Source organism: Nitrosospira lacus (assembly GCF_000355765.4).
GTDB lineage: Bacteria > Pseudomonadota > Gammaproteobacteria > Burkholderiales > Nitrosomonadaceae > Nitrosospira > Nitrosospira lacus.
In genome coordinates this window covers 429,937-450,607 of the sequence record NZ_CP021106.3, presented here as the reverse complement: position 1 = coordinate 450,607, position 20,671 = coordinate 429,937, and the positions used below count along the sequence as shown (strand labels likewise).

The following is a 20,671-nucleotide window of genomic DNA, read 5'->3' as shown; positions in this document are numbered from 1 at the left end:
ATGGCCGCTGGCATCTGTATAACAATTAATATTTATGGCGTCAATTATGCTTGTGTAATCAGCTGATCCTCAAGCACTCTCATTTTTCGGCGCCTCTTTAACAACCCACGATAATCCGGATAGCTTGGCCCGGCTATCGAGCGACTTTTATCTTATCTTATCCGAGCGTATCCCTATCCGTACAGTTATTGACAGTACTCGGAACTGTTTGACATAACCCTTATGTAATGCTCGACGCCACCAATATTCGTCAGCAAGACGTGCCAGATTTTCTGTAACGGTTACTGTTACAGGAACAGTGGAGGTGTTCATTCCTGTTACAGGAACGAGAGAGTTAATTTTTCCTGTTGCCGTTACAGGAACAGACTGGAAATTTGAGCCTGTAACAGATACAGGCTCTGTTGCCGGTGCCGCAACAGACAATGGAAGAGATTACCGTATTCAAAGAAGTTGCGCCCTATTTGACAAATCCATTGGTGCTGGTCGGGTTTGTCCTGCTTCTGTTTTTCGGTATCCACCGTGCCTTGCTAAAAGCAGGGATTCTCCCACCGCTTACGCCCCATACTGGCGGCAAAGTGGTACAGAGCTTCCTACGCGATGGCTTTGTCATTGCGCTTGCCGTGATCATTCTCGGTTTTGGCTTTGCCTTCTATCAGGAGCATTTTCAGCACGATCCAAATGTTCTAAAAAGCCGGACTGAGACAACGCGCCTGGAAGGCCTGGTCGAGATGGCGAAAGGGTTCTGTCAGCATCCGAAAACGATTGCGTTTGATGAGGGTGCGCGGCGGGATGTAATACGAGCTTGCGCCAAAGCGGTCGTAGCTTTAGCGCAAGCCAACGTGCCCGAACCACAGAAAGAAGATGCCCTGGCCAAATTGGAGAAGGGCGATGCGCAAGGGGCCAAGGCGCTCTTTCAAGCGGTCCTTGAACACAAATCCGCCGAGGGCAAGGCTTCGAATCTGGAAGCAGCCGAAGCTGCGCGAAATCTTGGTGCTCTGGCCTTTTACGATAATACGAAGAAGGTGCTTGCCGCATATCGGAGGGCAGTAGAACTGGACCCCAACAACCCGGATGGTGGAACCAGCTCGGACGTTTATTGGTTCGTATAGACGAGTTGAACTACGCGGAAGCGGCCTATGGGAAGGTTAAAGCCATTGCCGAGTCTCAGGGTGACCGGGAAAGGCTTGCCACTGCTTATGGTAATCTGGGGAATGTGTATCAGATACGCGGGGACTTGGCGCAAGCCGAGGCGATGTACAGGAAATCCCTTGGACTATTCCGTGAATTAGGCGCGACTACGCGAGCGCAACAGGTACAGGGGCTGCTTGATGCAATTGCGAAGGAGTGCACATCCGTATCCACCACTAACCAATGACAGCAGAGATGATCTAGCGGGAGTAGCATCTGTGTCCCGCGTTTCCTACTTTAAACTATCGGCTGTTGCACAAAGGATAAGTTTTGCAATGTTGTCTCTTCCCAGCGATTCCAAGGTGTTGGCTGCTGCAAAAGTCAGAGGCAAAATACCGGCGGCGCAGTTCGGACGCGCGGATACAGAATCCCATTGATGACAAGAGTAGCCTGCTTAATCTGTTCCGAGGTTCGGCCTATGAGTAAACTTCTCGCGCGATGCACCGATTCAAAAAACATGATGGCGTAAGGGTCAGGCAGCTCCCCCGTCAAGGGGTCAAAGTGTTCGAACTGATGTGTCAGTCGCATGCTGCTGAGTCCGTCAGGCTGGCGTGAATCAGAAAATCGGTAATCCGTTGCATGGGAATGCGTAAGCGCTCCACATCGCCGATGATATAGCCTGCGGTCACGTCATTGGCCATTTTGTGATTCGCCAAGCGTTTCACGGCATAGGCCGAGATATCGAGACTTTCAGCCACCGTGATAAAAGTACGCCGCAGATCGTGCAGCGTAAATGCTACGCCAGACTCTGCCGTAACGCGTTTCATCTGTTTGCCGGGCTCATTGAGGTAGCCCTTCACGCCATCTCCCGGAAACACAAATGGACTGCTCTTGCCGGTTTGTGCATAGCGGCGTGTGAGCAAGGTATAGAGAAAATCACTCAAGGGCAAGACATGTGCTTGCCGGTTCTTGGGATCGGGCAGGGTGAGCGTTTTGGCTTTGAGATCAACTTGCTTCCATGTCAGGCTAAGACCTTCTTCACGGCGCAAGCCGGTAAAAAGCAGCAATAGCAAATAATCCCGTATCAGTTCCCGATTCGGCCCGACACTATCATCCGTAAGGTTATGAACCGCCTTCAGCCATGCCGGTAGGTCATGGGCCTTGATAACGGTATTGCGCCGGTCTACCCGATACCAGGAGCGGGTTTGCGAAAGCCGTTTAATGGGATTATCGGTAATGATGGGATTGCCTGCGGAATCTTCATACTGACCGATGGCGAAGTTCAGGATTGCGCGCACAAAGCGCATGGTGAGATTTGCTTGGGCAGGACTGCGTGCGCCGATTTCACGATGCTTATGCTCAATCATGTCTTTGCTGATTTCCACTAACGGCTTGTTCTGCCAGTCAGCAAGATAGGTTCCCATTAAGCGCCGGTAATCGTAAATGGTGCGGGGTTTAAGACTGCTGCGTGCCTTGAGGTAGGCTTGAAAGGCTTCGGCAAGGGTCACGCTACGCGCCCGCTTGGCTTTGTCAGCATCGTTGGGATTGATGCCGCGCGCGATCATGCCCAGAATATTTTTCGCTTCCTGCCGGGCTTGCTCGGCAGTAAAGATGCCATGACGCCCGATGGTCACGCGCACCGTTTTATTGTTGACCTTGCCTTCGGCAATATAGACCTTGCTGCCAGTGCCTACGCGCAGGCCAAAACCTTTGATTTCTGAATCGCGGTAAAATATCTGGCCGGTTTCGGGATAAGGAATGGTATCGACAACAGACTTGGTAAGCTTGGGCATAGGGGCTACTAACAGGATTTAGTAGCCGCATAGTAGACCGGATATTTAAAACAACGTCAATCGGATTAATAGCTGTTAAAAGTTACATTAATAAAAAACAGAGACTTATAAGCATATTAAAACAGATTCAAACCCTATAAAATATTCCCTTTAGAACTCTTAATCCGTAGGTCGAGCGTTCGAGCCGCTCACGACCCACCAATAAAACAAGGGCTTACAGAGATTGTAAGCCCTTGTTATTTGTAGAGCGTGCCACCCTCGATACGAGGATATCTGGACTTAATATGCCAGGGTCGATCTCGTGTTTACGGCCCCAATCATGCAAGGTCTGGGGAACACAACCGGATACTCGCCACGGTGTTCGAACACCATGCGGACCGCACGTTCAAGTACTTCGGGGGAAAACTTGTTTGATATATTTATGGCTCCATTCTCTCAGATGTTGGAGCCTCCACGAAACCGGGCAGTTCAGTGTCTGATGGTCGCGTATTGCAAGATACTTCAACCAAAAACTGCGGTGCTTGCTGTAAGTAACTCAAAAATGCCTGCGCCACAATAGACAACTGTTTTCCTGATGGGTAGGCGTAGTACCACTGGCGATCAATAGGGAAACCCTGCACATCAAGCACAGCTAGTTGTCCCATGGGCGCATCCAGCGCCAAGGTGTGGCGTGACAAGACTGATATGCCCAAGCCTCCAATAATAGCCTGCTTGATGGCCTCATTACTTCCTAACTCCATTCGGATTTTCAATTTCAAGCCCTGTTCAGAAAAGATACGCTCAGTCGCAATGCGCGTGCCGGAACCTGGCTCACGCGACAAAAATGGCTCTTCGGCTATACGCTTAAGCGGGATTCTTTTCTTATTGGCAAGCGGATGATTGACGGGTGCAAGCACGACCAGCGGATTCTCCAGGAACGCCTGTGCCACCGCATCCACTTCCTCCGGCGGCTGACCTAGGATATAAAGATCGTCCTGATTGTCTGCCAAGCGTTCCAATACACGCTCACGGTTGGATACTTTGAGCGAGACCTCGACGCCCGGATATTGCTGGCAAAACATGCCAAGCAAGCGCGGTGCGAAATATTTTGCGGTAGTCACCACCGCAAGCCGCAGTTTGCCAGCCTTCAGCCCTTTCATGTCCGACGCAACCATCTCGAACTGCGCGAGGCGTTCGAAAATGTCGCGGCAGGTTTGATGCAACTCGCGTCCGGCATCGGTGAGATACATTTTTTTGCCAACTTGCTCGAACAGCGTCAAACCGACTGCATCAGTTAATTTTTTGATTTGCATCGATACCGTGGGTTGAGTCAAGAATAGCTCTTCTGCGGCGCGTGTAAAACTTCCCAGACGGGCAATGGTTTCGAAAACTTCAAGTTGACGCAAGGTGCTATGGCGCATGAATCACTCCTGTTATCCATAGATATAAGTCTATCAAGTGCATCGATATATTTGATTGTTATTTATGATGGTTATATTACATGATGCACACAACGCACCGGAAAATATATTGTTATTGAACTGGTATTGCCTGCTGTTCAAATTTCTTGAAAAGTGGACATGGTGTGGTTTTCTCAACAACTTGGAGATAATTATGACTTCCGAAACAATCAAAGAAGGTAAAGACCGCTACAAGTCGGGTGTTCTTCCATATAAGAAAATGGGCTACTGGGAACCGGATTACGTACCCAAAGACACGGATGTCATCGCCCTCTTCCGCATCACTCCACAACCCGGAGTGGATCATGAAGAAGCGGCCGCTGCAGTCGCCGGTGAATCCTCCACCGCTACCTGGACCGTTGTATGGACTGACCGCCTGACTGCCTGCGAACTCTATCGTGCCAAGGCTTATCGCTCGGAACTCGTGCCTAATACCGGTCCCGGCACCAAGAATGAGGCGCAGTACTTCGCCTACATCGCCTATGATCTGGATTTGTTCGAGGGGGGTTCCATCGCCAACCTGACCGCCTCCATCATTGGCAACGTATTTGGTTTCAAAGCCGTGAAAGCGCTTCGCCTGGAGGATATGCGCATTCCCGTCGCTTACCTGAAAACCTTCCAGGGTCCCGCCACGGGTATTGTGGTAGAGCGCGAGCGTCTAGACAAGTTTGGCCGGCCATTGCTCGGTGCCACCACCAAACCGAAACTGGGACTCTCCGGCCGCAACTATGGACGCGTGGTATACGAAGGCCTTAAGGGTGGACTCGACTTCATGAAAGACGACGAGAACATCAATTCGCAGCCCTTCATGCACTGGCGCGACCGTTTTCTCTACTGCATGGAGGCGGTCAACAAGGCTTCCGCTGCAACGGGTGAAGTCAAGGGCCACTATCTGAATATCACCGCGGGCACCATGGAAGACATGTACGAACGCGCGGAATTCGCCAAGTCGCTTGGATCGGTGATCGTCATGATCGATCTGGTGATCGGCTACACGGCAATTCAGTCGATGGCCAAATGGGCGCGCAAGAATGACATGATCCTGCATCTGCATCGCGCCGGTAACTCAACCTATTCACGCCAGAAAAATCATGGCATGAATTTCCGCGTGATCTGCAAGTGGATGCGGATGGCGGGCGTGGATCATATTCATGCCGGCACAGTGGTTGGCAAACTCGAGGGCGATCCGCTCATGATCAAGGGCTTTTATGACACCCTGCGGGATACGCATACACCGCAAAATGTCGAACATGGCCTGTTCTTCGATCAAGACTGGGCCTCGCTGAATAAGGTTATGCCGGTCGCTTCGGGCGGCATTCACGCCGGCCAAATGCACCAGTTGCTGGATTATCTTGGCGAAGATGTGATACTGCAGTTTGGCGGCGGTACCATCGGTCATCCGATGGGCATACAAGCGGGGGCGGTTGCCAATCGTGTTGCGCTGGAAGCCATGATCCTGGCACGCAACGAAGGCCGTGACTATGTGAAAGAAGGTCCCGAGATTCTTCAGGCAGCTGCCAAATGGTGTACGCCGCTCAAACAGGCGCTGGATACATGGAAGGATATTACCTTCAATTATGAATCAACCGACACAGCCGATTTCGTACCCTCAACCACGGCCAGCGTCTAACCATACATAGGAGATAATAATTATGATGACCAATGTAGGAAATCGCATCACGCAGGGGCAATTCTCTTTCCTGCCGCCACTGACGGATAAACAAATTTCCGCACAAATCAAATATGCGTTGAAAAACAATTGGGCGATAGGTATCGAGTACACCGACGATCCCCACCCGCGCAATACGTATTGGGAAATGTTCGGCAATCCGATGTTTGACTTGAAAGATCCCGCCGGGATCCTGTCGGAAATCAATGACTGCCGCAAAACTTATCCGAATCATTATATCCGGGTAACCGCATTTAACTCGACGCGCGGGGTGGAAAGTCCGACTATGTCGTATATCGTCAACCGTCCGAAGACAGAACCGGGCTTTGGCCTGGTACGCCAGGAAGTGGAAGGCCGTAGCATTCGTTACACCATTCATTCCTACGCAACTGACAAAGCGGAATCCGAACGGTATTAATGAGGGCTCCTCCCTTCCTTTCCAGGGAAGGGATACATCTAGGCGAAGGTGGATGGGGATGATGAATTACATTCTCCATCCACCCGTGCCCACTCATGAACTCGTATGCACCCCGTTTACAAATCAAATACAGCCAACGCGTCTAATATCTTACGTACTTCATTGTGGGGATCAAATTGAAAAAACTATTAAAGGAACTCGCCCCCTCCGATACTGATTCAGTTGATCTGGACGCTGAGTTTCGTGCATCCAACATCAAGGAAGTGCTGGATAAACTTGATCTAGAATTGATCGGCTTGAAGCCCGTCAAAACCCGCATCCGCGAAACTGCGGCGCTATTGCTCGTCGATCGCGTGCGCAAGAAGTTGAACCTGACCGCTGGGGCACCCAGTCTGCACATGTGCTTTACCGGCAACCCCGGTACCGGAAAAACCACCGTAGCGCTACGGATGTCCGAAATCTTGCACCGCTTGGGGTATGTGCGTGAGGGCCATCTTGTTTCCGTCACCCGCGACGATCTGGTGGGCCAGTATATCGGCCATACCGCGCCGAAGACCAAGGAAGTATTGAAGAAAGCAATGGGTGGCGTGCTATTCATTGACGAGGCCTATTATCTTTACAAGCCCGAGAACGAACGTGATTATGGCGCAGAATCGATTGAAATCCTTTTGCAAACAATGGAGAACAATCGTGAAGACCTGGTTGTGATTCTGGCGGGCTACAAAGACCGGATGGACAAATTCTTCCACAGTAATCCCGGTATGCGTTCGCGTATTGCCCATCACATCGACTTTCCCGACTATAGTGCCGATGAGTTGCTTGCAATCGCCAAACTCATGTTGGCTGCGCAGAACTATCGCTTCAGTCCCGAGGGCGAAAAAACATTCGGTGACTATATCCGGTTGCGCATGAAGCTGGAGCATTTTGCCAACGCGCGTTCTATTCGCAATGCCCTTGATCGGGCCCGGCTGCGCCAAGCCAATCGCCTGTTCGAGGGGTCCAAGAAATCATTGGCCAGAATTGATCTTATGACGCTTGAAGCGGAAGACATTCTAGCCAGCCGCGTGTTCCTCGAAGGCAAGCTTGATGGTGAATCCAATACCGGTACGGAAACAAAAAAATAGGGTTTTGTTGCAAAAAACATGAAGCGTGGTGCGCTGTTGTATTTTTTCAGGGTAAAGTATATCCTCGATGTCAGTTTTCAAATGGCGCGCCATCCATCGTAAATTCTGGACAGTTACCGCCAATAGAAACTCATCTGGCACCACTTAGATATCGCAAACGCAATCGATACAGTTTCAGGATGCGTTTGAGGTGGGTAAACAGCATTTCACTTTTTTTCTATCCCTTGCATGATTGTTGGTATGCCTCTGTCTTGGCGATGGCGCGCACCGGATCTCGAACGGATTCGTAGAGGTTGCCAGTAATTTTGCGCGCTGGCGTGTTCGGGCAGCATTGGGCTTTTATCGGCAGCATTGGTTGGCGTCGCAAGCGTGCCAAGGAGTCTTCCTCCTTGACTGATGACTGCGGCAACGTGGGTATCCAGATGCGTATCCACGCCTAAAATCACTTCGCTTTGTATTGATGGAATGATCCATCTGCACGTCGGGTCATGAATAACAAGATAAGGGACAATTCCGAACCAACAGATAATTGCGCACAAGGAAATGCTTGGGTAGATCCAAATTTCCGCTGCACATCAGCCATTCGAATCTCTCAACGGATGTGGTAGCATTCGCTACTTGAAGAAGTTGACCAATGCGGAGCTGAGACTCAAGCTTCTCATTTCCGCCAGATTCCTTGGAATTCCGGGACGTTAGCTCAGATGGTAGGGCAGCGGATTCTTAATCCGTAGGTCCAGCGTTCGATTCGCTACGACCCACCAAATAATCAAGGGGTTAGCCAATATGCTGACCCCGTTTTCTTTTTGGGTAACGCAGGGGTAACTTCTAATGGGGAATTGTGGATTTTCAACAGAAGAAATGTGAATAATTCGGCAGACGGACTCGCATTTATGGAGTCCAATGCCTAGCCTCTCGCCTGCATTGCGGGCTTAATGCGGGGGTACTCTCATTTTTGATGGTGATACCGGATCGAGTGAATTGTGTCTTATGGTCATAAAGGATGAGATCGAGAAAGAGCAACGAGCATTTCAGCTATCAAAGCGTCAGCATTGGGCGAGTCTCTGATCAAGACTGGCTTCACAATGGCGTTCGCCGGTCTTAAATGAATTTCTTGTTAGCTGGAACCGAATATTTCCAACATTCCATAGGTCGTCTTGGCATAAATTAAGCGCTAGTTTTAATTGATGTAACATTTTTCAGTACCTTAAAATTTCAGCGAAAATATTTGAAATTCAGTGGCTATCCACAGTCGGCAATTGATGGGTAATATTCCAGATAAAAGCTAGCAACGGGTGCTTCAGCTTCAGATTCAATGCTTCATAACCTGTACCCCAAATCATATAAATTCTTATTGATTTTTGGATAGGGCAGGATCGAGAGTGATGCCGTTCATGCTATTTGCCTGCAGCATGGATAGCGCGCGCCACTTGTAAAACTTAAACCTTTCTACGTAAGAATTCTACGATGCAGGTTATCGAAGGCGTCGAACTGCTGACGCATGTTGTCCATGTGGACGAGCGCGGTTCCCTCGTCGCGCTCGAGGAGCAGGATGGCCTCCCATTTGCACCCAGGCGCATTTTTTATATCACGGTGTCCGATCCGTCGAGCGAACGGGCAGGGCATGCGGGAACATCCGAAGAACTGATCACTATCATGACCGGATCGGTCACGGTCGAACTGGACAACGGTATTCGGCAAGCCAGCCTGCGCTTGGTTGGCAATCAGAAGGCGCTTTGGATTCGCCCTGGGGTCTGGCTGCGGCTAAAGGAATTTTCTCCGGGAACAATCCTTCTCGTTGTGTCATCCCTGACTTATGCGGAGTCGCGGCACTTCAATCGGCCGCAGCCTCTTTTCCAGGAGGGCTAGCTGGCGATGATTCCTCAGGCGGATCCCTCTCGTCGCATCGCTCGATTTCGTATGGAGGTGGATCGTGCCATCGCCAACACTGTCTCTTCGCCACATTACATACTCGGACCGGCGGTAGAGTCGTTCGAAGCCGACTTTGCGGCATACCTGGGTGTCAAGCATTGTGTGGGCGTGGCTTCGGGTACCGATGCACTGGCTTTGACTTTACGCGGTATGGGTATCGGGGCAGGCGATGAGGTGATTACCACAGCGCTGACATTTTCCGGAACGGCACAGGCGATTTTGCATTGCGGTGCTCGGCCACGCTTCGTGGATATCGATCCGATAAGCCGCTGTATCGATCCAGCCGCAGTTGAGGCCGGAATTACGTCAAGAACGGCGGCAATCATTCCGGTGCATCTGTTTGGGCACCCAGCCAACATGCTGCGGTTGATGGATATAGCCGGGCACCATGGACTTGCGGTACTCGAGGATTGTGCTCAAGCACATGGTGCCAGTATCGATGGCCGCATGCTGGGAGGTTTTGGGCATGCATCGGCTTTTTCGTTCTATCCAACCAAGAACTTGGGCGGCATAGGCGATTCGGGCGCGATTGTCACGAATGATGACCTTCTTGCGGCCAGGCTTCGAAGCCTGCGGCATTATGGCATGAAAGACAGTCAGCGGATCAGTTCGACGATGGGCTTCAATTCCCGGATGGATGAGTTGCAGGCGGCCATCCTGTCTGTGCTGCTACCACACCTCGATGCAGGGAATATCGAGCGTCGCGCGCTGGCCGATGAATATCGGCGAGAGTTAGCCGGACTCGATCTGCTTCTGCCACCGGACGACCCAGGTGCCGTCTATCACCAATTCGCGATTGCGTACAAAGATCGAGACCGGCTTGCTCATTTGCTACAGAGCGAAATGGGTATCGGCACGTCGGTCCATTATCACCCCCTGCTGAATCATCACCCTGCATTCAAGGATGCGATTGTGGATCAGCTTCCTCATAGCGAGTGGCTTTCGCCACGATTGCTTAGTCTTCCCATCCAGCCGGAAGTCGCCGCTGGCAATGCAGGGATCATTGCCGAGAGCATTGATAAGGCTATTAAGCCATGACGCAAGTGGTTATATATGGAATCGGGTCGCCGATCCTCGTGGACGTGGAGGAAAGCCTGTTCCGGGCGGGGGTGTCGATTACGGCCGGCGTACGGAATTACATCGGCGAGAGTTTCTTATCCAGGGAGATTCCGGTCATGACTCCCGACGCACTCGGCGAAGAAATTCCCGGCTTGCCTTTCGTTGTACCGCTATTTACGCCCGGAAACCGGCAATTAGCTGCCATGGAGGCCAAGCGCATGGGATTTTCCCGCCCGCACAGTTTGATAGACCCCACCGTGGCCGTTCCCCGTTCCCTGGACATGGGGCCTGGCGGCTATATCAATGCAGGCTGCAGTCTGGGCGCCCATAGCCACTTTGGGTACTTTGTCTTTATAAACCGGGGGGCGACCATAGGGCACCACGCCACGTTAGGTCAGTTCGTGTCGGTAGGGCCTGGCGCGGTTGTGGCGGGCGAAGTCACCATCGGAATAGGGGCAATGATAGGCGCGGGGGCAGTCGTGTTACCGAAGGTCACTATAGCGGAGAATTCCGTTGTGGGAGCAGGGGCGGTAGTTACCGGCGACGTTCCGGCACATTGTTTGGTATTGGGCAATCCAGCCAGGATCGTTAAGGAGAATATCCCTGGATACAAGGGTATTACAGTCAGCATGTCGGGGTATTAAATGTCCTCTGCACAAACATCGGAATTGATCCTGAATCTGGCACCGACGGGTATGGTGCCGACGCGTGCACTGTCTGCATCGGTGCCATTGCAGCCCGATGAAATCGTCGCCGATGTGCTGGCATGCGCCGAGATAGGCATCACCGGCGTACATCTTCATGCCCGTGACGAACTCGGTGCGCCAACATATCGCAAGGAAATATATGCACGAATTATCGGCGGAATCCGCGAAAAACGTCCGGACTTGGTTATTTGTGTTTCCTGCTCAGGGCGGGGCGGCATAACGCTTGAGCAACGTGCCGAGGTACTGACCCTGGATGCCGACTTGCGCCCCGATATGGCATCATTGACCTTGTCCTCGCTCAATTTTCCAGGAGGCGCCAGCGTCACCTCGCCGGATACGGTAATCGGCTTGGCGCATGAAATGAGGTCACGGGGGATAAAACCGGAGCTTGAAGTTTTCGACCTGGGCATGGCGAATGTAGTGAGTTATCTGATCGACCATGATTTGGTCGATGCACCGATCTATGCCAATCTGATTCTGGGCAATCTCGCTTCGGCGCAGGCACGCTTTCTCGATATCGGCTGCCTTTTAGCCGCATTGCCGGCAAATATCACTTACTGCCTTGGCGGGCTCGGGCGCTGGCAGTTCACCGTCGCCGGGATTGCGGTTGCAGCGGCCCCAGGGGTTCGCATCGGACTGGAAGACAACCTGTGGCTGGACGTCGAACGGACCATTCCTGCGAGCAACGGTGCCATGATCCGGAAGGTGCATACCCTCGCGGCAGTACACGATAGAAAGGTAATGACCCCGAACGAATTACGCCGGCGGCTTGGGTTGCGGTTGGCGTGGTGATAGCCGGTATTTGAATGCCCGGCGACGCCTGGAATATCCGTGGCGCCAGAAAGCCGGCTGTCATCCGTCAGAAGAGGAGTGTTATGTCACACAAGGTATCCGTGGTTGTTAAATCATACAACCATGCCCCCTATGTTCATCAGACAATCCAAAGTGTCCTTGATCAATCGTTCCAGGATTTTGAAATTGTCGTAACGGATGATGGGTCTACGGACGGCACACCTGAGATTGTCCGGCAGTTTCGGGATGAGCGTATCAAACTCGAAGTCCTGCCCAGGAACAATGGTATCTCGATAGCAATGAATTCAGTCCTCGCGAGGGCGAGCGGAGAATATATAGCCATCCTGAATTCTGATGATTATGCCCTTCCCGGCCGACTTGAAAAACAGGTCAATTTTTTGGAGAGCAGGCCGGATATTTCGGCGCTTTTTGGTCTACCCCTGGCAGTGGATGAGGATGGCAACAAGAATAAGCCGTTCAATGATTTCCAACGACCGCTCTCATTCCGGGATTTTAATCGGGCCACATGGTTGAATAGTTTCTTTTTCCGTGGGAACTGTCTATGCGCGCCTACGGCAATGATCCGGCGTTCCGTCTACGCGGATGTTGGCAGTTACGATCCAAGACTGACCAATCTTCAGGACTTTGACATGTGGATACGCATATTAAAGTCAGGGCATAACATGTTTTTATTGCCCGACCAGTTTACGGCGTTTCGCATACGGAACGGGAATAAAAACATGAGCGCTCCCCGGCCGGACAGCTTGTTGAGAGACATGTTTGAGCTTGCCCAGATATTAAAACAATATTGCAGCATGGAGCCTCGGCTAATCTTCGAGGTTTTCGCCGGTGAAGTGGCGCGGGCGGGAATAGATACCAGCATCAGACCGGAATTCCTGGTTGCCGATATGGCCTTGTCGGTTGGTTCCCCAGCATATGATTTGTTCGCACTACAATTATTGTTTGATAAGGGGGAAACCGTTGATGATTTTCATCGCCTCAGCAACCTTGCAGGCAGCCTGGATATATTTGGCGCATTAGCCCTACGGGATTGCAAAGCAAAACTATCAAAGAAAGCTGGATGGTTTGCTTTCCGCTAAGAAGAATTTCTGATGCAGAAGACCGGCATATCGATGGGGTATATAGCCTGCGTGTTGGCTCGCCTGGGAGCTGAATCAGACACCGCATCCGCATTCGCATTCGCATCTGCATCCGCATCGGCATGATCGGCATTGAGTGTCAGAGGGGAATCAGATAGCCTATCCTGCGCTCCGCCCATTGTATTATGTTTGGCAGTGATAGACGGGTGGTGTATGTAATCAATAACTTGGAATCCTCTGCTCTCTATGGGGCCATATGCCGATCTCAAATCTGTTCCCCGCTGATCTGCGCCTGACCATCGATCCCGATTCGCTTGGATTCTCGGATAGTTCGGAATTGCTGCAATATCCGTTGCCGTGGATCGGGCAGGAGCGCGCGGAAATGGCCGCACGCTTTGGTCTGGGGATGGATCAGCCCGACTATAACCTTTTCGTGCTGGGAGAGGTCGGCAGTGGCCGCTCTTCGCTGCTGCGCCAAACGATGGTCGCAGCTGCCGCAATGAGGTCGACACCGCCCGACTTATGCTATCTGCACAACTTTGATGCGCCCGAAAGGCCGCTGGCTCTGCGCCTTCCGGCCGGACAGGGGCGCCTGCTGCGTCAACTTCTGGCGCGGCTGACAAAATCCCTGCTGATGGAAATACCGCAACGCCTGGGTGGGCAGGATTTTAAGGTCGGGAGCGAGCGCATTAAAAAAGCCTACAAGGCGGAAGAGGCCAAGGCTTATACCGAACTTACTGCCTTTGCCGAATCCCATGATTTCACTATCCACCGCGAGGGTGGGCACATAGTTTTCACCCTGCTGGGTGAGAAAGGACATATTCTCACCGAGGATGAGGTGCTTACCCTGCCAAAGGCGCGCCGGGTCGAGATAGAGCAGGCCGAACAGGAGCTGCACGCTGAGATTACCCGTTATTTCGAGAAAATCCGGCCGATGGAGCGTGTCATGAACGAAGCTCTGGCAGCGTTGCAGCGTCAGGTAGTGAAACCGCTGCTGGAGAGCGAATCACAGGAAATCCGTGCCGGATTGAGAAAACAGATCAAGGACTCCGTCAAGCTTGGTTCCTACTTGGAACAAGTCATGGAGGATGTGCTTGGCAATCTGGAGCTGTTTAAGGTTTCCGATACCGATGAGGAGGGCCGGCAGGAGGAACTGGAGCGGGTGATGTCCCGCTACCGGGTTAATCTGGTAGTGGATAATGACGGCCTGAACGGTGCGCCGGTCATCGTCGAGGACAACCCGTTGTTTCACTCACTGTTCGGCAGTATCGAATATCAGTCCGAGAATGATGTGCTGGCAACCGATTTTACGCGCATTCGTGCGGGCAGCTTGCTCCGGGCGCACGGCGGTTTCCTGATGTTGCATCTGCGCGACCTGCTGGCCGATGCTCTGGTGTGGGAAAAGCTGCGTCGTTTGCTGCGCAGCGACAGGCTGCAGATCGAGGAACCGGGCACGGCTTTTACCTCGATCACGGCTGTTTCACTCGTACCCGAGGCGGTGGATGTGGAAGTCAAGATCGTCCTGATCGGTTCACGTCAACAGTATTATGACTTGCAGGAGGCAGACCCGGAGTTTGCACGTCGCTTTCGCGTCAAGGTGGACTTTGCCGAAAGTTTTTTAGCCAGCGCCGAAACCCGCCGCGCCTCGGCTATCTTTGTTGCCCATGCCTGCCGGGAACTGGGGCTGCCGCATTTTACCGCCGCTGCCGTTGCATGTCTGCTGGAAGACTCCCACCGTCAAGTGGATGATCAATTGCGCCAAAGCGCGATTTTCGCCCGTGCCGAGGCGCTGGTGATGGAAAGTGCGGCGCTGTGCCAAGCGCGTGCCGGTCACCGGGTCGATGCGGAGGATGTCGAGGCGGCCCTGCGCGCGCGCGTCTTGCGCCATGACTACCCTGAACAACGCCTGCAGGAGTCCATAGCCGAAGGCGATGTACTCATCACGCTGAATGGCGAGAAAGTAGGCCAACTCAACAGTCTAACCCAGGTAGATCTGGGAGATTACCGCTTTGGCTTTCCGGTACGTGTCACGGCACGCACCTTTGCGGGTGAAGATGGCTTACTCAACATCGAGCGCGAGGTTGAAATGTCCGGACCGATCCACGATAAGGGGGTATTCATATTACAGAACTACCTGTCCGCTTTATTTGTCCATGCCGCACCACTTGCGCTCAATGCTTCCATTGTGTTCGAACAGGAATATAACGGCATGGAGGGGGATTCTGCATCCTGTGCCGAACTGTATGTTCTGCTCTCGTCCCTGTCGGATCTGCCCCTCAAACAGGGTATCGCCGTAACCGGTGCAGTCAATCAGCATGGTGAAGTGCTGCCGGTAGGTGGAGTCAACGAAAAAATAGAAGGCTATTTCAGCGTCTGCGAGACAGCCGGACTGGATGGCAGTCATGGCGTACTGATTCCAGCCCGCAACCGCCGGCACCTGATGCTGGAGCGCAAGGTGGTCGAGGCAGTTGCCGGAAATTTATTCCATATTTACACTGCGGAGCATGCGAGCGAAGGCGTGCAGCTGCTCACTGGTTTCCCGGCCGGCATGGCGGACGAGACAGGTAATTATCCGCACGACAGCGTATTGGGTCGCGCTCATCAGACCTTGCTGGCTTATCGCCGCGCTTGCCAGGAGTCACAGCGTCCGAAGGTAAGGCGCAAACGCTCGTGATTGTGCACGGCAAGACCTTCGCTGGCCCCGGTCAGCTCAGTGCACCGTCACTTGGGGCGGTGACGGTGCGGCTATATTGTATATATTGCTTATTGAGCAGGCTGTGGGGCGACCTGCAGCCAGCCGTCAGGGCAGTTTTTGATGTAGGGATAGTAACCTTCCGGCTTGCGGCAATAATGCCAATAGTTGGCTTGAGCTGGCGGTGCTATTGGCTGGGTCTGTATCACCTGTGGCTGCTGCTGAATATAAACGGGTGGGGCTGAAGGTACCGTCATAACAGGCGGGTACCCATACCCGTATGGCGCATAACCATAGCCAGGTCCATATCCATACCCATAGCCAGGTCCATACCCGTAACCATACCCATAGGGTGCAAAGCGATATGCAGGCGGGTACCCGTAATAGGGGAGATAGGGTATCCTGCCGTAGTAACCCAGGCCATAGCCGCCCAACAGCCCCAGCCCCAATCCCCATCCAAAGCCTCCTCCGTGATGATGGCCCCTCCCGTTAGCCCATACGGTGGTTGCAGGAAAGGCTCCGAGCAGAATGAGCGCAAGGCACATTAATCTGATTTTTTTCATGTAAGTCTCCATTCCGCAGTCGCGGTTCATATGAAGTCAGGATATCCCACACCTGGTTGACCGATGAGCTGGATCGCCCAGATGTCATTCTCCAGGATCATCTTGATATAACGTATCAAGCAGCGCATCGGTTGTCGTAACGTACATGATTTTTTACGATTTACCCCGGCTTTATTCTTGCCAACGGATTGGCGTTCTATTATAGGGTTTCTGAGACTTTGTAAATCGCGGCGCGGCTGAATCCCGATATAAGACCACCGGCCAAAAGTCTGGCCGGTAGGATTTCAAACTCCTGGATCTTATATGAATTCAACTCGGGTTAAGGAAAGAGCTCAGTAAGGGTTGCTCTGGAAATTATTTTTTTAGTCTATGTAACCAGGGTGACAACCAATTCCGGTGCTGGTGCGTTATATCACCATAGCTGCAGAGAAAAATGCTTACTAAATTGGTTCTCCGCGCAATTAAACGTAGCCATAAATATGGAGGCCCGCATGAAAAAAATCAGATTAATGTGCCTTGCGCTCATTCTGCTCGGAACCTTTCCTGCCAGCTCGGTATGGGCCGGCAGAGGCCATGGCCATCACGGTCATCACCACCATGGTCACCATCGCCACTATGGGGGCGGGGGATATGGGGGGTATGGGTTAGCACTCGGGATGGGATTGCTGGGTTATGGTTTGGGCTATTATGGTGGCAGAGCCCCTTCTTATGGATACGCGCCTAATTATGGATATGCACCAAATTACGGGTATGCGCCTGCCGTTGCGGTGCAGGCGGCACCACCGGTTTATGTCCAGCAGCAACCACAGATTATACAAGCCCAGCCCCAGGTTCAGGCCGCCAACTATTGGCACTATTGCCGCAATCCGGAAGGCTACTATCCCTACATCAAAAACTGCCCCGGCGGCTGGCTGCAGGTTTCTCCCCAGCCTGCTCAATAGGTAAGCCCGCCATGATGCCGAAAATAATCAAATTATGCGCTTTGCTGGCGATATCTTTGCTGGCGGGGTGTGCAAGCATACCCACCGGCCCAAGTATTATGGCCTTGCCGGGGTCTGGCAGAAGTTTTGATGAATTTCGTTACGACGATTACTACTGTAGGCAATTTGCTTACGAACAAGTCGGGGGTATGACGCCGAACCGGGCTTCGATCACCAGCGGAGTTGGAAGCGCCGCCGTCGGCGCCGGGCTGGGCGCGGCAGCGGGCGCGGCTTTGGGAGGTGGGCGTGGTGCTGCTATCGGTGCGGGTACCGGGCTCTTGGCGGGAGGTTTGGCCGGAACAAATACCGCCGGTGCGTCAGGCAATATCAGTCAGCAACGTTACGATACGGGCTATACCCAATGCATGTATGCCAGAGGTCATCGCGTCCCGGTATCCGGTCAGATCAATGATTCTTCCTTGAACGGTTATAACCGATATATGGGCGCGCCTAATCCAACTTATCCGCCTGCAACGGGGATACAGGGAGGAACGTTGCCGCCGCCCCCCCCGCCCCCTCCGGGCATTCCGCCGCCACCACCTCCAAGCGGTAAAATTTTGAAAAGATATTAGCCTCTCAGGATGCAAGGATGTACTTAAGTACTATGGTGATTGCTACTAAAGTAGGTAAGATGGAAAGCTCTAGAATTTAGGCTTGAGTGTCTTTGCGCCACGGGCGGTAAATGGATTTGCTTTCAGGATTTCGATTGGAATAATGGCCTTACGAGTTACCAACGGGTGAGGGGTATGGTGAATGAGATATGTCGATAAATTTTTCTAAAACGGATAGATGCTTCATAACTGCAAAAAGGAGATGGACATGCGCAAAGTCAGTTTAGTGGTATTGTTGGCGGGTATTGCTCTTGGTTATGGCAGCCCGGTGCTGGCGCAGCAAGGGACCGGCGCCCAGCAGGATGGCGTGGGCGGGGACGGGAAGCGCGGTGGGAAGGCCTTTGAACACCGGAGTCAGCAAGGAAGCGAGAACTCGAATGCGCAATGGTCCACCGGTGCAACCAAAGGTAAAGACCGTGCGGATCTGAGAAATCAGGATGACGATGGACGTGGTCATGGTAAGGATCATGGTGGAGCTGGCGGCAAGGCTTATGGCCATGACAAGGAACATGGTGGCAAGGCGGGTGGTCATGACAAGGAGCATGGCGGCAAGGCTCGTGGCCATGGTAAGGGTAAAGCAGATTAAAAAGGCAGTCAGGATCGCGCCATTACAGCTACCCGTGGGGTCGCTGGGCAAGTACCAGATGGCAAAGTATTTCTCAGAAGGAGAATGTAGATGTCGAATGAATCCCTTAACACCTGGAAGCTCGCAACGATTGGAATACTATTGGTAGGTGCAACCGCAGCCGCCACAATGCTCTTTGTAGGGCGAGATTCCAAACCCGGGTTACCCGATTCCCAGTCGGCGCAAACCAGCGAGACTCCTGCAGCCGAGGCGGGGAAAGCCACGCCCCCCGCCGCGGAGCCGCAACGGCCTGCCCGCGTGCCCAGTCCCCCGCAAGTTGCATACCCTCCTCCCCCGGTAGTGCATCCAGCCCAACCGGCGTATCCCTCGCAGGCTGTTATGGCAGAATGCAACCGGTATGCGAGCGAAGAGGTAAATAGCAAAACCGAAGAGGTACTCAAGAATGCCGCGCTGGGTGCCGCTATTGGCGCGGCTGTAGGTGCGGCCGGCGGCGCCATTGCGGGTGGAGGAAAAGGCGCGGGGAAAGGAGCCGCTATTGGCGGCGTAGCCGGCGCGGCGGGGGGAAGCCTCTATGGACTTAACGAGACCAAGTCTCACGATGCCGAGTACCAGGCCGCTTATGCTTCCTGCATGCGCTCGAAGGGATACTGATCTGGACGGTTTGACAGGTCTTAGCCCCAAGGCTTGAATATGAAGCGTGGCGGGGATTGGGTATCGCACGCATGATGGGGGTCAAATGTTTCCGGGGCGCCGCGCCAGGCCGGGAATAATGAAGAAGCATTTGCCTTTGGGGCGGACCACGGAACCTGCTGCTTCCCGATGAGCGGGCAGGCTTATTCCATCACTGCCGGTAACTGCGTTGCGAGCAAATTCTTTTCCCTGGTTGCCGTACCCAGCAGCGCATAGCCCAGCAGTTTGCCATCCGCACTTTGAAATAATGCCTTCACGCCGTTTTCGCTTTCCTCTATCCGCCATTCACCCCGCGCATCAGGGTCGGGAGGTGAGACGACGGTTGCGCAGGCGGGGGTCTTAACCACCACGGGCATCGCGGGATACCGGACCAGAGTTGGCGTCCGGGCAAGCGTTGCCGCAAGGCCACGTGCGGCATGCATGATCGGCATGACGAAAGGTAGTACCCTGCCCTCCACTTCGGCACAATCACCGAGCGCATAAATATCCGCGTACCGGGTTTGTAGCGAACGGCTCACCACAATGCCCCGATTCACTTTAATGCCGGCTGCTTCCGCCAGGGCAATGCGCGGGCGCAATCCTATGGCGGAAAGCAAGACATCTGTTTGTATGATTTCCCCATTGTCGAGCGTCAAGCGCAGGCTTTCGTGAATTCGTTCCACGCATTGTGTCGCCGTCCCCAAATGAAAAGTGATACCAATAGCCTCCAGCCGATGCTGCATGAAGGTGCCACCGGCCTGCGGCAGAAGCCGTCCCAGAGGACGTGCGCTGATATCGATAACGCGTACCCGGTAACCCGCTACCGCCAGATCATTGGCAAATTCGCAGCCGATCAGCCCCGCGCCCAGAATGGTCACATCTTTCTTTCCCCGTAGTGCAGTGCACAGCTGGTGATAGTCGTCGAGATCGTTTACCGACAGAATCGCGTCAACCCCGTCCCCCTGCAGCGGCAGACGGATGGGATCAGCTCCCAGGGCCAGAATGAGTTGACTGTAAGGAAGTTTTTCTCCCTCTGGCAAGGTCACGCTCTTGCTGGAAGGGTCAATGGCCGTTACGCGACTATGCGACCGAATTGTCATCTTCAGCTGCTCGGCCATTTTTTCCGCGTTGGCATTGAGTATGGATAGCGGCGTTTTACCCGTAGCCAGGGCATTTGACAGCATAGGCTTGGAGTAGAATCCGCCATGATCCGCGGAAATGATCTGGATGGATGTTTCAGCGTCCAGCTTACGAAATTCTCGAGCCACGGTATATCCCGCGAGTCCGCTACCGATGATGACTACAGGTTGCCGGCTCAACCTTTCACCATCTCAAAGTGGGTCCTTATCAAGTTCCGGGCGAAGGCGCCCTGCTGACTGACAATCGTTCTGTCATGGATGAGGTTATATATA

General features: G+C 53.0%; 20 protein-coding genes and 2 pseudogenes. 16 read left to right on the top strand and 6 right to left on the bottom strand.

Going from position 1 to position 20,671, the window contains the following annotated elements; translation table 11 throughout:
* Positions 1-422 precede the first annotated feature (422 nt).
* Complete coding sequence (locus tag EBAPG3_RS02005) at positions 423-1,109, top strand: hypothetical protein (RefSeq protein WP_004175343.1); 687 nt, start codon at positions 423-425, stop codon at positions 1,107-1,109.
* On the top strand, positions 1,097-1,375 hold the full coding sequence (locus EBAPG3_RS02000; protein WP_004175344.1) for a tetratricopeptide repeat protein: 279 nt from the start codon (positions 1,097-1,099) through the stop codon (positions 1,373-1,375). Before EBAPG3_RS02005 ends, EBAPG3_RS02000 begins: the two co-directional genes overlap by 13 nt.
* Positions 1,376-1,706: 331 nt before the next feature.
* Here the strand turns inward: EBAPG3_RS02000 and EBAPG3_RS01995 are convergent, their stop codons facing one another.
* The 3 genes and pseudogenes from EBAPG3_RS01995 to EBAPG3_RS01990 all read right to left on the bottom strand — a co-directional run bounded on the left by EBAPG3_RS01995 (position 1,707) and on the right by EBAPG3_RS01990 (position 4,321).
* Positions 1,707-2,921, bottom strand: coding sequence for a tyrosine-type recombinase/integrase (locus tag EBAPG3_RS01995; protein ID WP_004175345.1), 1,215 nt, complete (start codon positions 2,919-2,921; stop codon positions 1,707-1,709).
* 283 nt (positions 2,922-3,204) lie between these two features.
* Positions 3,205-3,344, bottom strand: a pseudogene (locus tag EBAPG3_RS14870) (IS3 family transposase); the annotation flags it as partial.
* Complete coding sequence (locus EBAPG3_RS01990; RefSeq protein ID WP_004175347.1) at positions 3,341-4,321, bottom strand: LysR family transcriptional regulator; 981 nt, start codon at positions 4,319-4,321, stop codon at positions 3,341-3,343. The pseudogene EBAPG3_RS14870 and the gene EBAPG3_RS01990, both read right to left, overlap by 4 nt.
* A gap of 193 nt (positions 4,322-4,514) precedes the next feature.
* On the opposite strand from EBAPG3_RS01990, the gene EBAPG3_RS01985 reads away from it, so the two are divergent.
* The 3 genes from EBAPG3_RS01985 (at position 4,515) to cbbX (ending at position 7,571) form a co-directional block, all read left to right on the top strand.
* Positions 4,515-5,990 (top strand): ribulose-bisphosphate carboxylase large subunit, encoded by a 1,476-nt coding sequence (locus EBAPG3_RS01985; protein ID WP_040851479.1) that lies wholly within the window; start codon positions 4,515-4,517, stop codon positions 5,988-5,990.
* 22 nt (positions 5,991-6,012) lie between these two features.
* Positions 6,013-6,447, top strand: a complete 435-nt coding sequence (locus EBAPG3_RS01980; protein WP_004175351.1) for a ribulose bisphosphate carboxylase small subunit — start codon at positions 6,013-6,015, stop codon at positions 6,445-6,447.
* 176 nt (positions 6,448-6,623) lie between these two features.
* A complete protein-coding gene (cbbX, locus tag EBAPG3_RS01975) occupies positions 6,624-7,571 on the top strand; it encodes a CbbX protein (RefSeq protein ID WP_004175353.1) in 948 nt (315 codons plus the stop codon).
* An 84-nt stretch (positions 7,572-7,655) separates the two neighbouring features.
* Here the strand turns inward: cbbX and EBAPG3_RS15340 are convergent.
* Positions 7,656-7,917: pseudogene (locus EBAPG3_RS15340) on the bottom strand (IS5/IS1182 family transposase); the annotation flags it as partial.
* On the opposite strand from EBAPG3_RS15340, the gene EBAPG3_RS15255 reads away from it, so the two are divergent.
* The 7 genes from EBAPG3_RS15255 to EBAPG3_RS01930 all read left to right on the top strand — a co-directional run bounded on the left by EBAPG3_RS15255 (position 7,865) and on the right by EBAPG3_RS01930 (position 15,832).
* A complete protein-coding gene (locus EBAPG3_RS15255) occupies positions 7,865-8,011 on the top strand; it encodes a hypothetical protein (protein ID WP_162494970.1) in 147 nt (48 codons plus the stop codon). The pseudogene EBAPG3_RS15340 and the gene EBAPG3_RS15255 sit on opposite strands and share 53 nt — an antisense overlap.
* A 1,024-nt stretch (positions 8,012-9,035) precedes the next feature.
* The gene (locus EBAPG3_RS01960) at positions 9,036-9,437 is read left to right on the top strand and encodes a sugar 3,4-ketoisomerase (protein WP_004175356.1); all 402 of its coding nucleotides are present in this window, start codon (positions 9,036-9,038) and stop codon (positions 9,435-9,437) included.
* Between the two features lie 6 nt (positions 9,438-9,443).
* Positions 9,444-10,538: a DegT/DnrJ/EryC1/StrS family aminotransferase gene (locus tag EBAPG3_RS01955; protein ID WP_040851465.1), complete on the top strand. Its 1,095-nt coding sequence runs from the start codon at positions 9,444-9,446 to the stop codon at positions 10,536-10,538.
* Positions 10,535-11,203 carry an LbetaH domain-containing protein gene (locus tag EBAPG3_RS01950; RefSeq protein WP_004175359.1) on the top strand — a complete coding sequence of 223 codons (669 nt, stop codon included), beginning with the start codon at positions 10,535-10,537 and terminating at the stop codon, positions 11,201-11,203. The genes EBAPG3_RS01955 and EBAPG3_RS01950 overlap by 4 nt, the downstream gene beginning before the upstream one ends.
* The gene (locus tag EBAPG3_RS01945) at positions 11,204-12,058 is read left to right on the top strand and encodes a beta-keto acid cleavage family enzyme (protein WP_004175361.1); all 855 of its coding nucleotides are present in this window, start codon (positions 11,204-11,206) and stop codon (positions 12,056-12,058) included. It begins immediately after the preceding gene.
* Positions 12,059-12,141: 83 nt separating this feature from the next.
* The gene (locus tag EBAPG3_RS01940) at positions 12,142-13,158 is read left to right on the top strand and encodes a glycosyltransferase (protein ID WP_004175363.1); all 1,017 of its coding nucleotides are present in this window, start codon (positions 12,142-12,144) and stop codon (positions 13,156-13,158) included.
* A gap of 256 nt (positions 13,159-13,414) precedes the next feature.
* On the top strand, positions 13,415-15,832 hold the full coding sequence (locus EBAPG3_RS01930; RefSeq protein ID WP_004175366.1) for a Lon protease family protein: 2,418 nt from the start codon (positions 13,415-13,417) through the stop codon (positions 15,830-15,832).
* An 89-nt stretch (positions 15,833-15,921) separates the two neighbouring features.
* On the opposite strand, the gene EBAPG3_RS01925 is transcribed toward EBAPG3_RS01930, so the two are convergent.
* On the bottom strand, positions 15,922-16,413 hold the full coding sequence (locus EBAPG3_RS01925; protein ID WP_040851483.1) for a hypothetical protein: 492 nt from the start codon (positions 16,411-16,413) through the stop codon (positions 15,922-15,924).
* A 491-nt stretch (positions 16,414-16,904) separates the two neighbouring features.
* Between EBAPG3_RS01925 and EBAPG3_RS01920 the strand changes: the two genes are divergently transcribed.
* The 4 genes from EBAPG3_RS01920 to EBAPG3_RS01905 all read left to right on the top strand — a co-directional run bounded on the left by EBAPG3_RS01920 (position 16,905) and on the right by EBAPG3_RS01905 (position 19,241).
* Positions 16,905-17,354 carry a hypothetical protein gene (locus EBAPG3_RS01920; RefSeq protein WP_004175368.1) on the top strand — a complete coding sequence of 150 codons (450 nt, stop codon included), beginning with the start codon at positions 16,905-16,907 and terminating at the stop codon, positions 17,352-17,354.
* Positions 17,355-17,365: 11 nt separating this feature from the next.
* On the top strand, positions 17,366-17,965 hold the full coding sequence (locus EBAPG3_RS01915; protein ID WP_004175369.1) for a YMGG-like glycine zipper-containing protein: 600 nt from the start codon (positions 17,366-17,368) through the stop codon (positions 17,963-17,965).
* A 247-nt stretch (positions 17,966-18,212) separates the two neighbouring features.
* Positions 18,213-18,590 (top strand): hypothetical protein, encoded by a 378-nt coding sequence (locus EBAPG3_RS01910; protein WP_004175371.1) that lies wholly within the window; start codon positions 18,213-18,215, stop codon positions 18,588-18,590.
* A gap of 90 nt (positions 18,591-18,680) precedes the next feature.
* On the top strand, positions 18,681-19,241 hold the full coding sequence (locus EBAPG3_RS01905; RefSeq protein ID WP_051048931.1) for a hypothetical protein: 561 nt from the start codon (positions 18,681-18,683) through the stop codon (positions 19,239-19,241).
* Between the two features lie 182 nt (positions 19,242-19,423).
* Here EBAPG3_RS01905 and EBAPG3_RS01900 read toward each other — a convergent pair whose 3' ends face one another.
* Positions 19,424-20,578, bottom strand: a complete 1,155-nt coding sequence (locus EBAPG3_RS01900) for an NAD(P)/FAD-dependent oxidoreductase (RefSeq protein WP_004175396.1) — start codon at positions 20,576-20,578, stop codon at positions 19,424-19,426.
* Between the last annotated feature and the right edge of the window lie 93 nt (positions 20,579-20,671).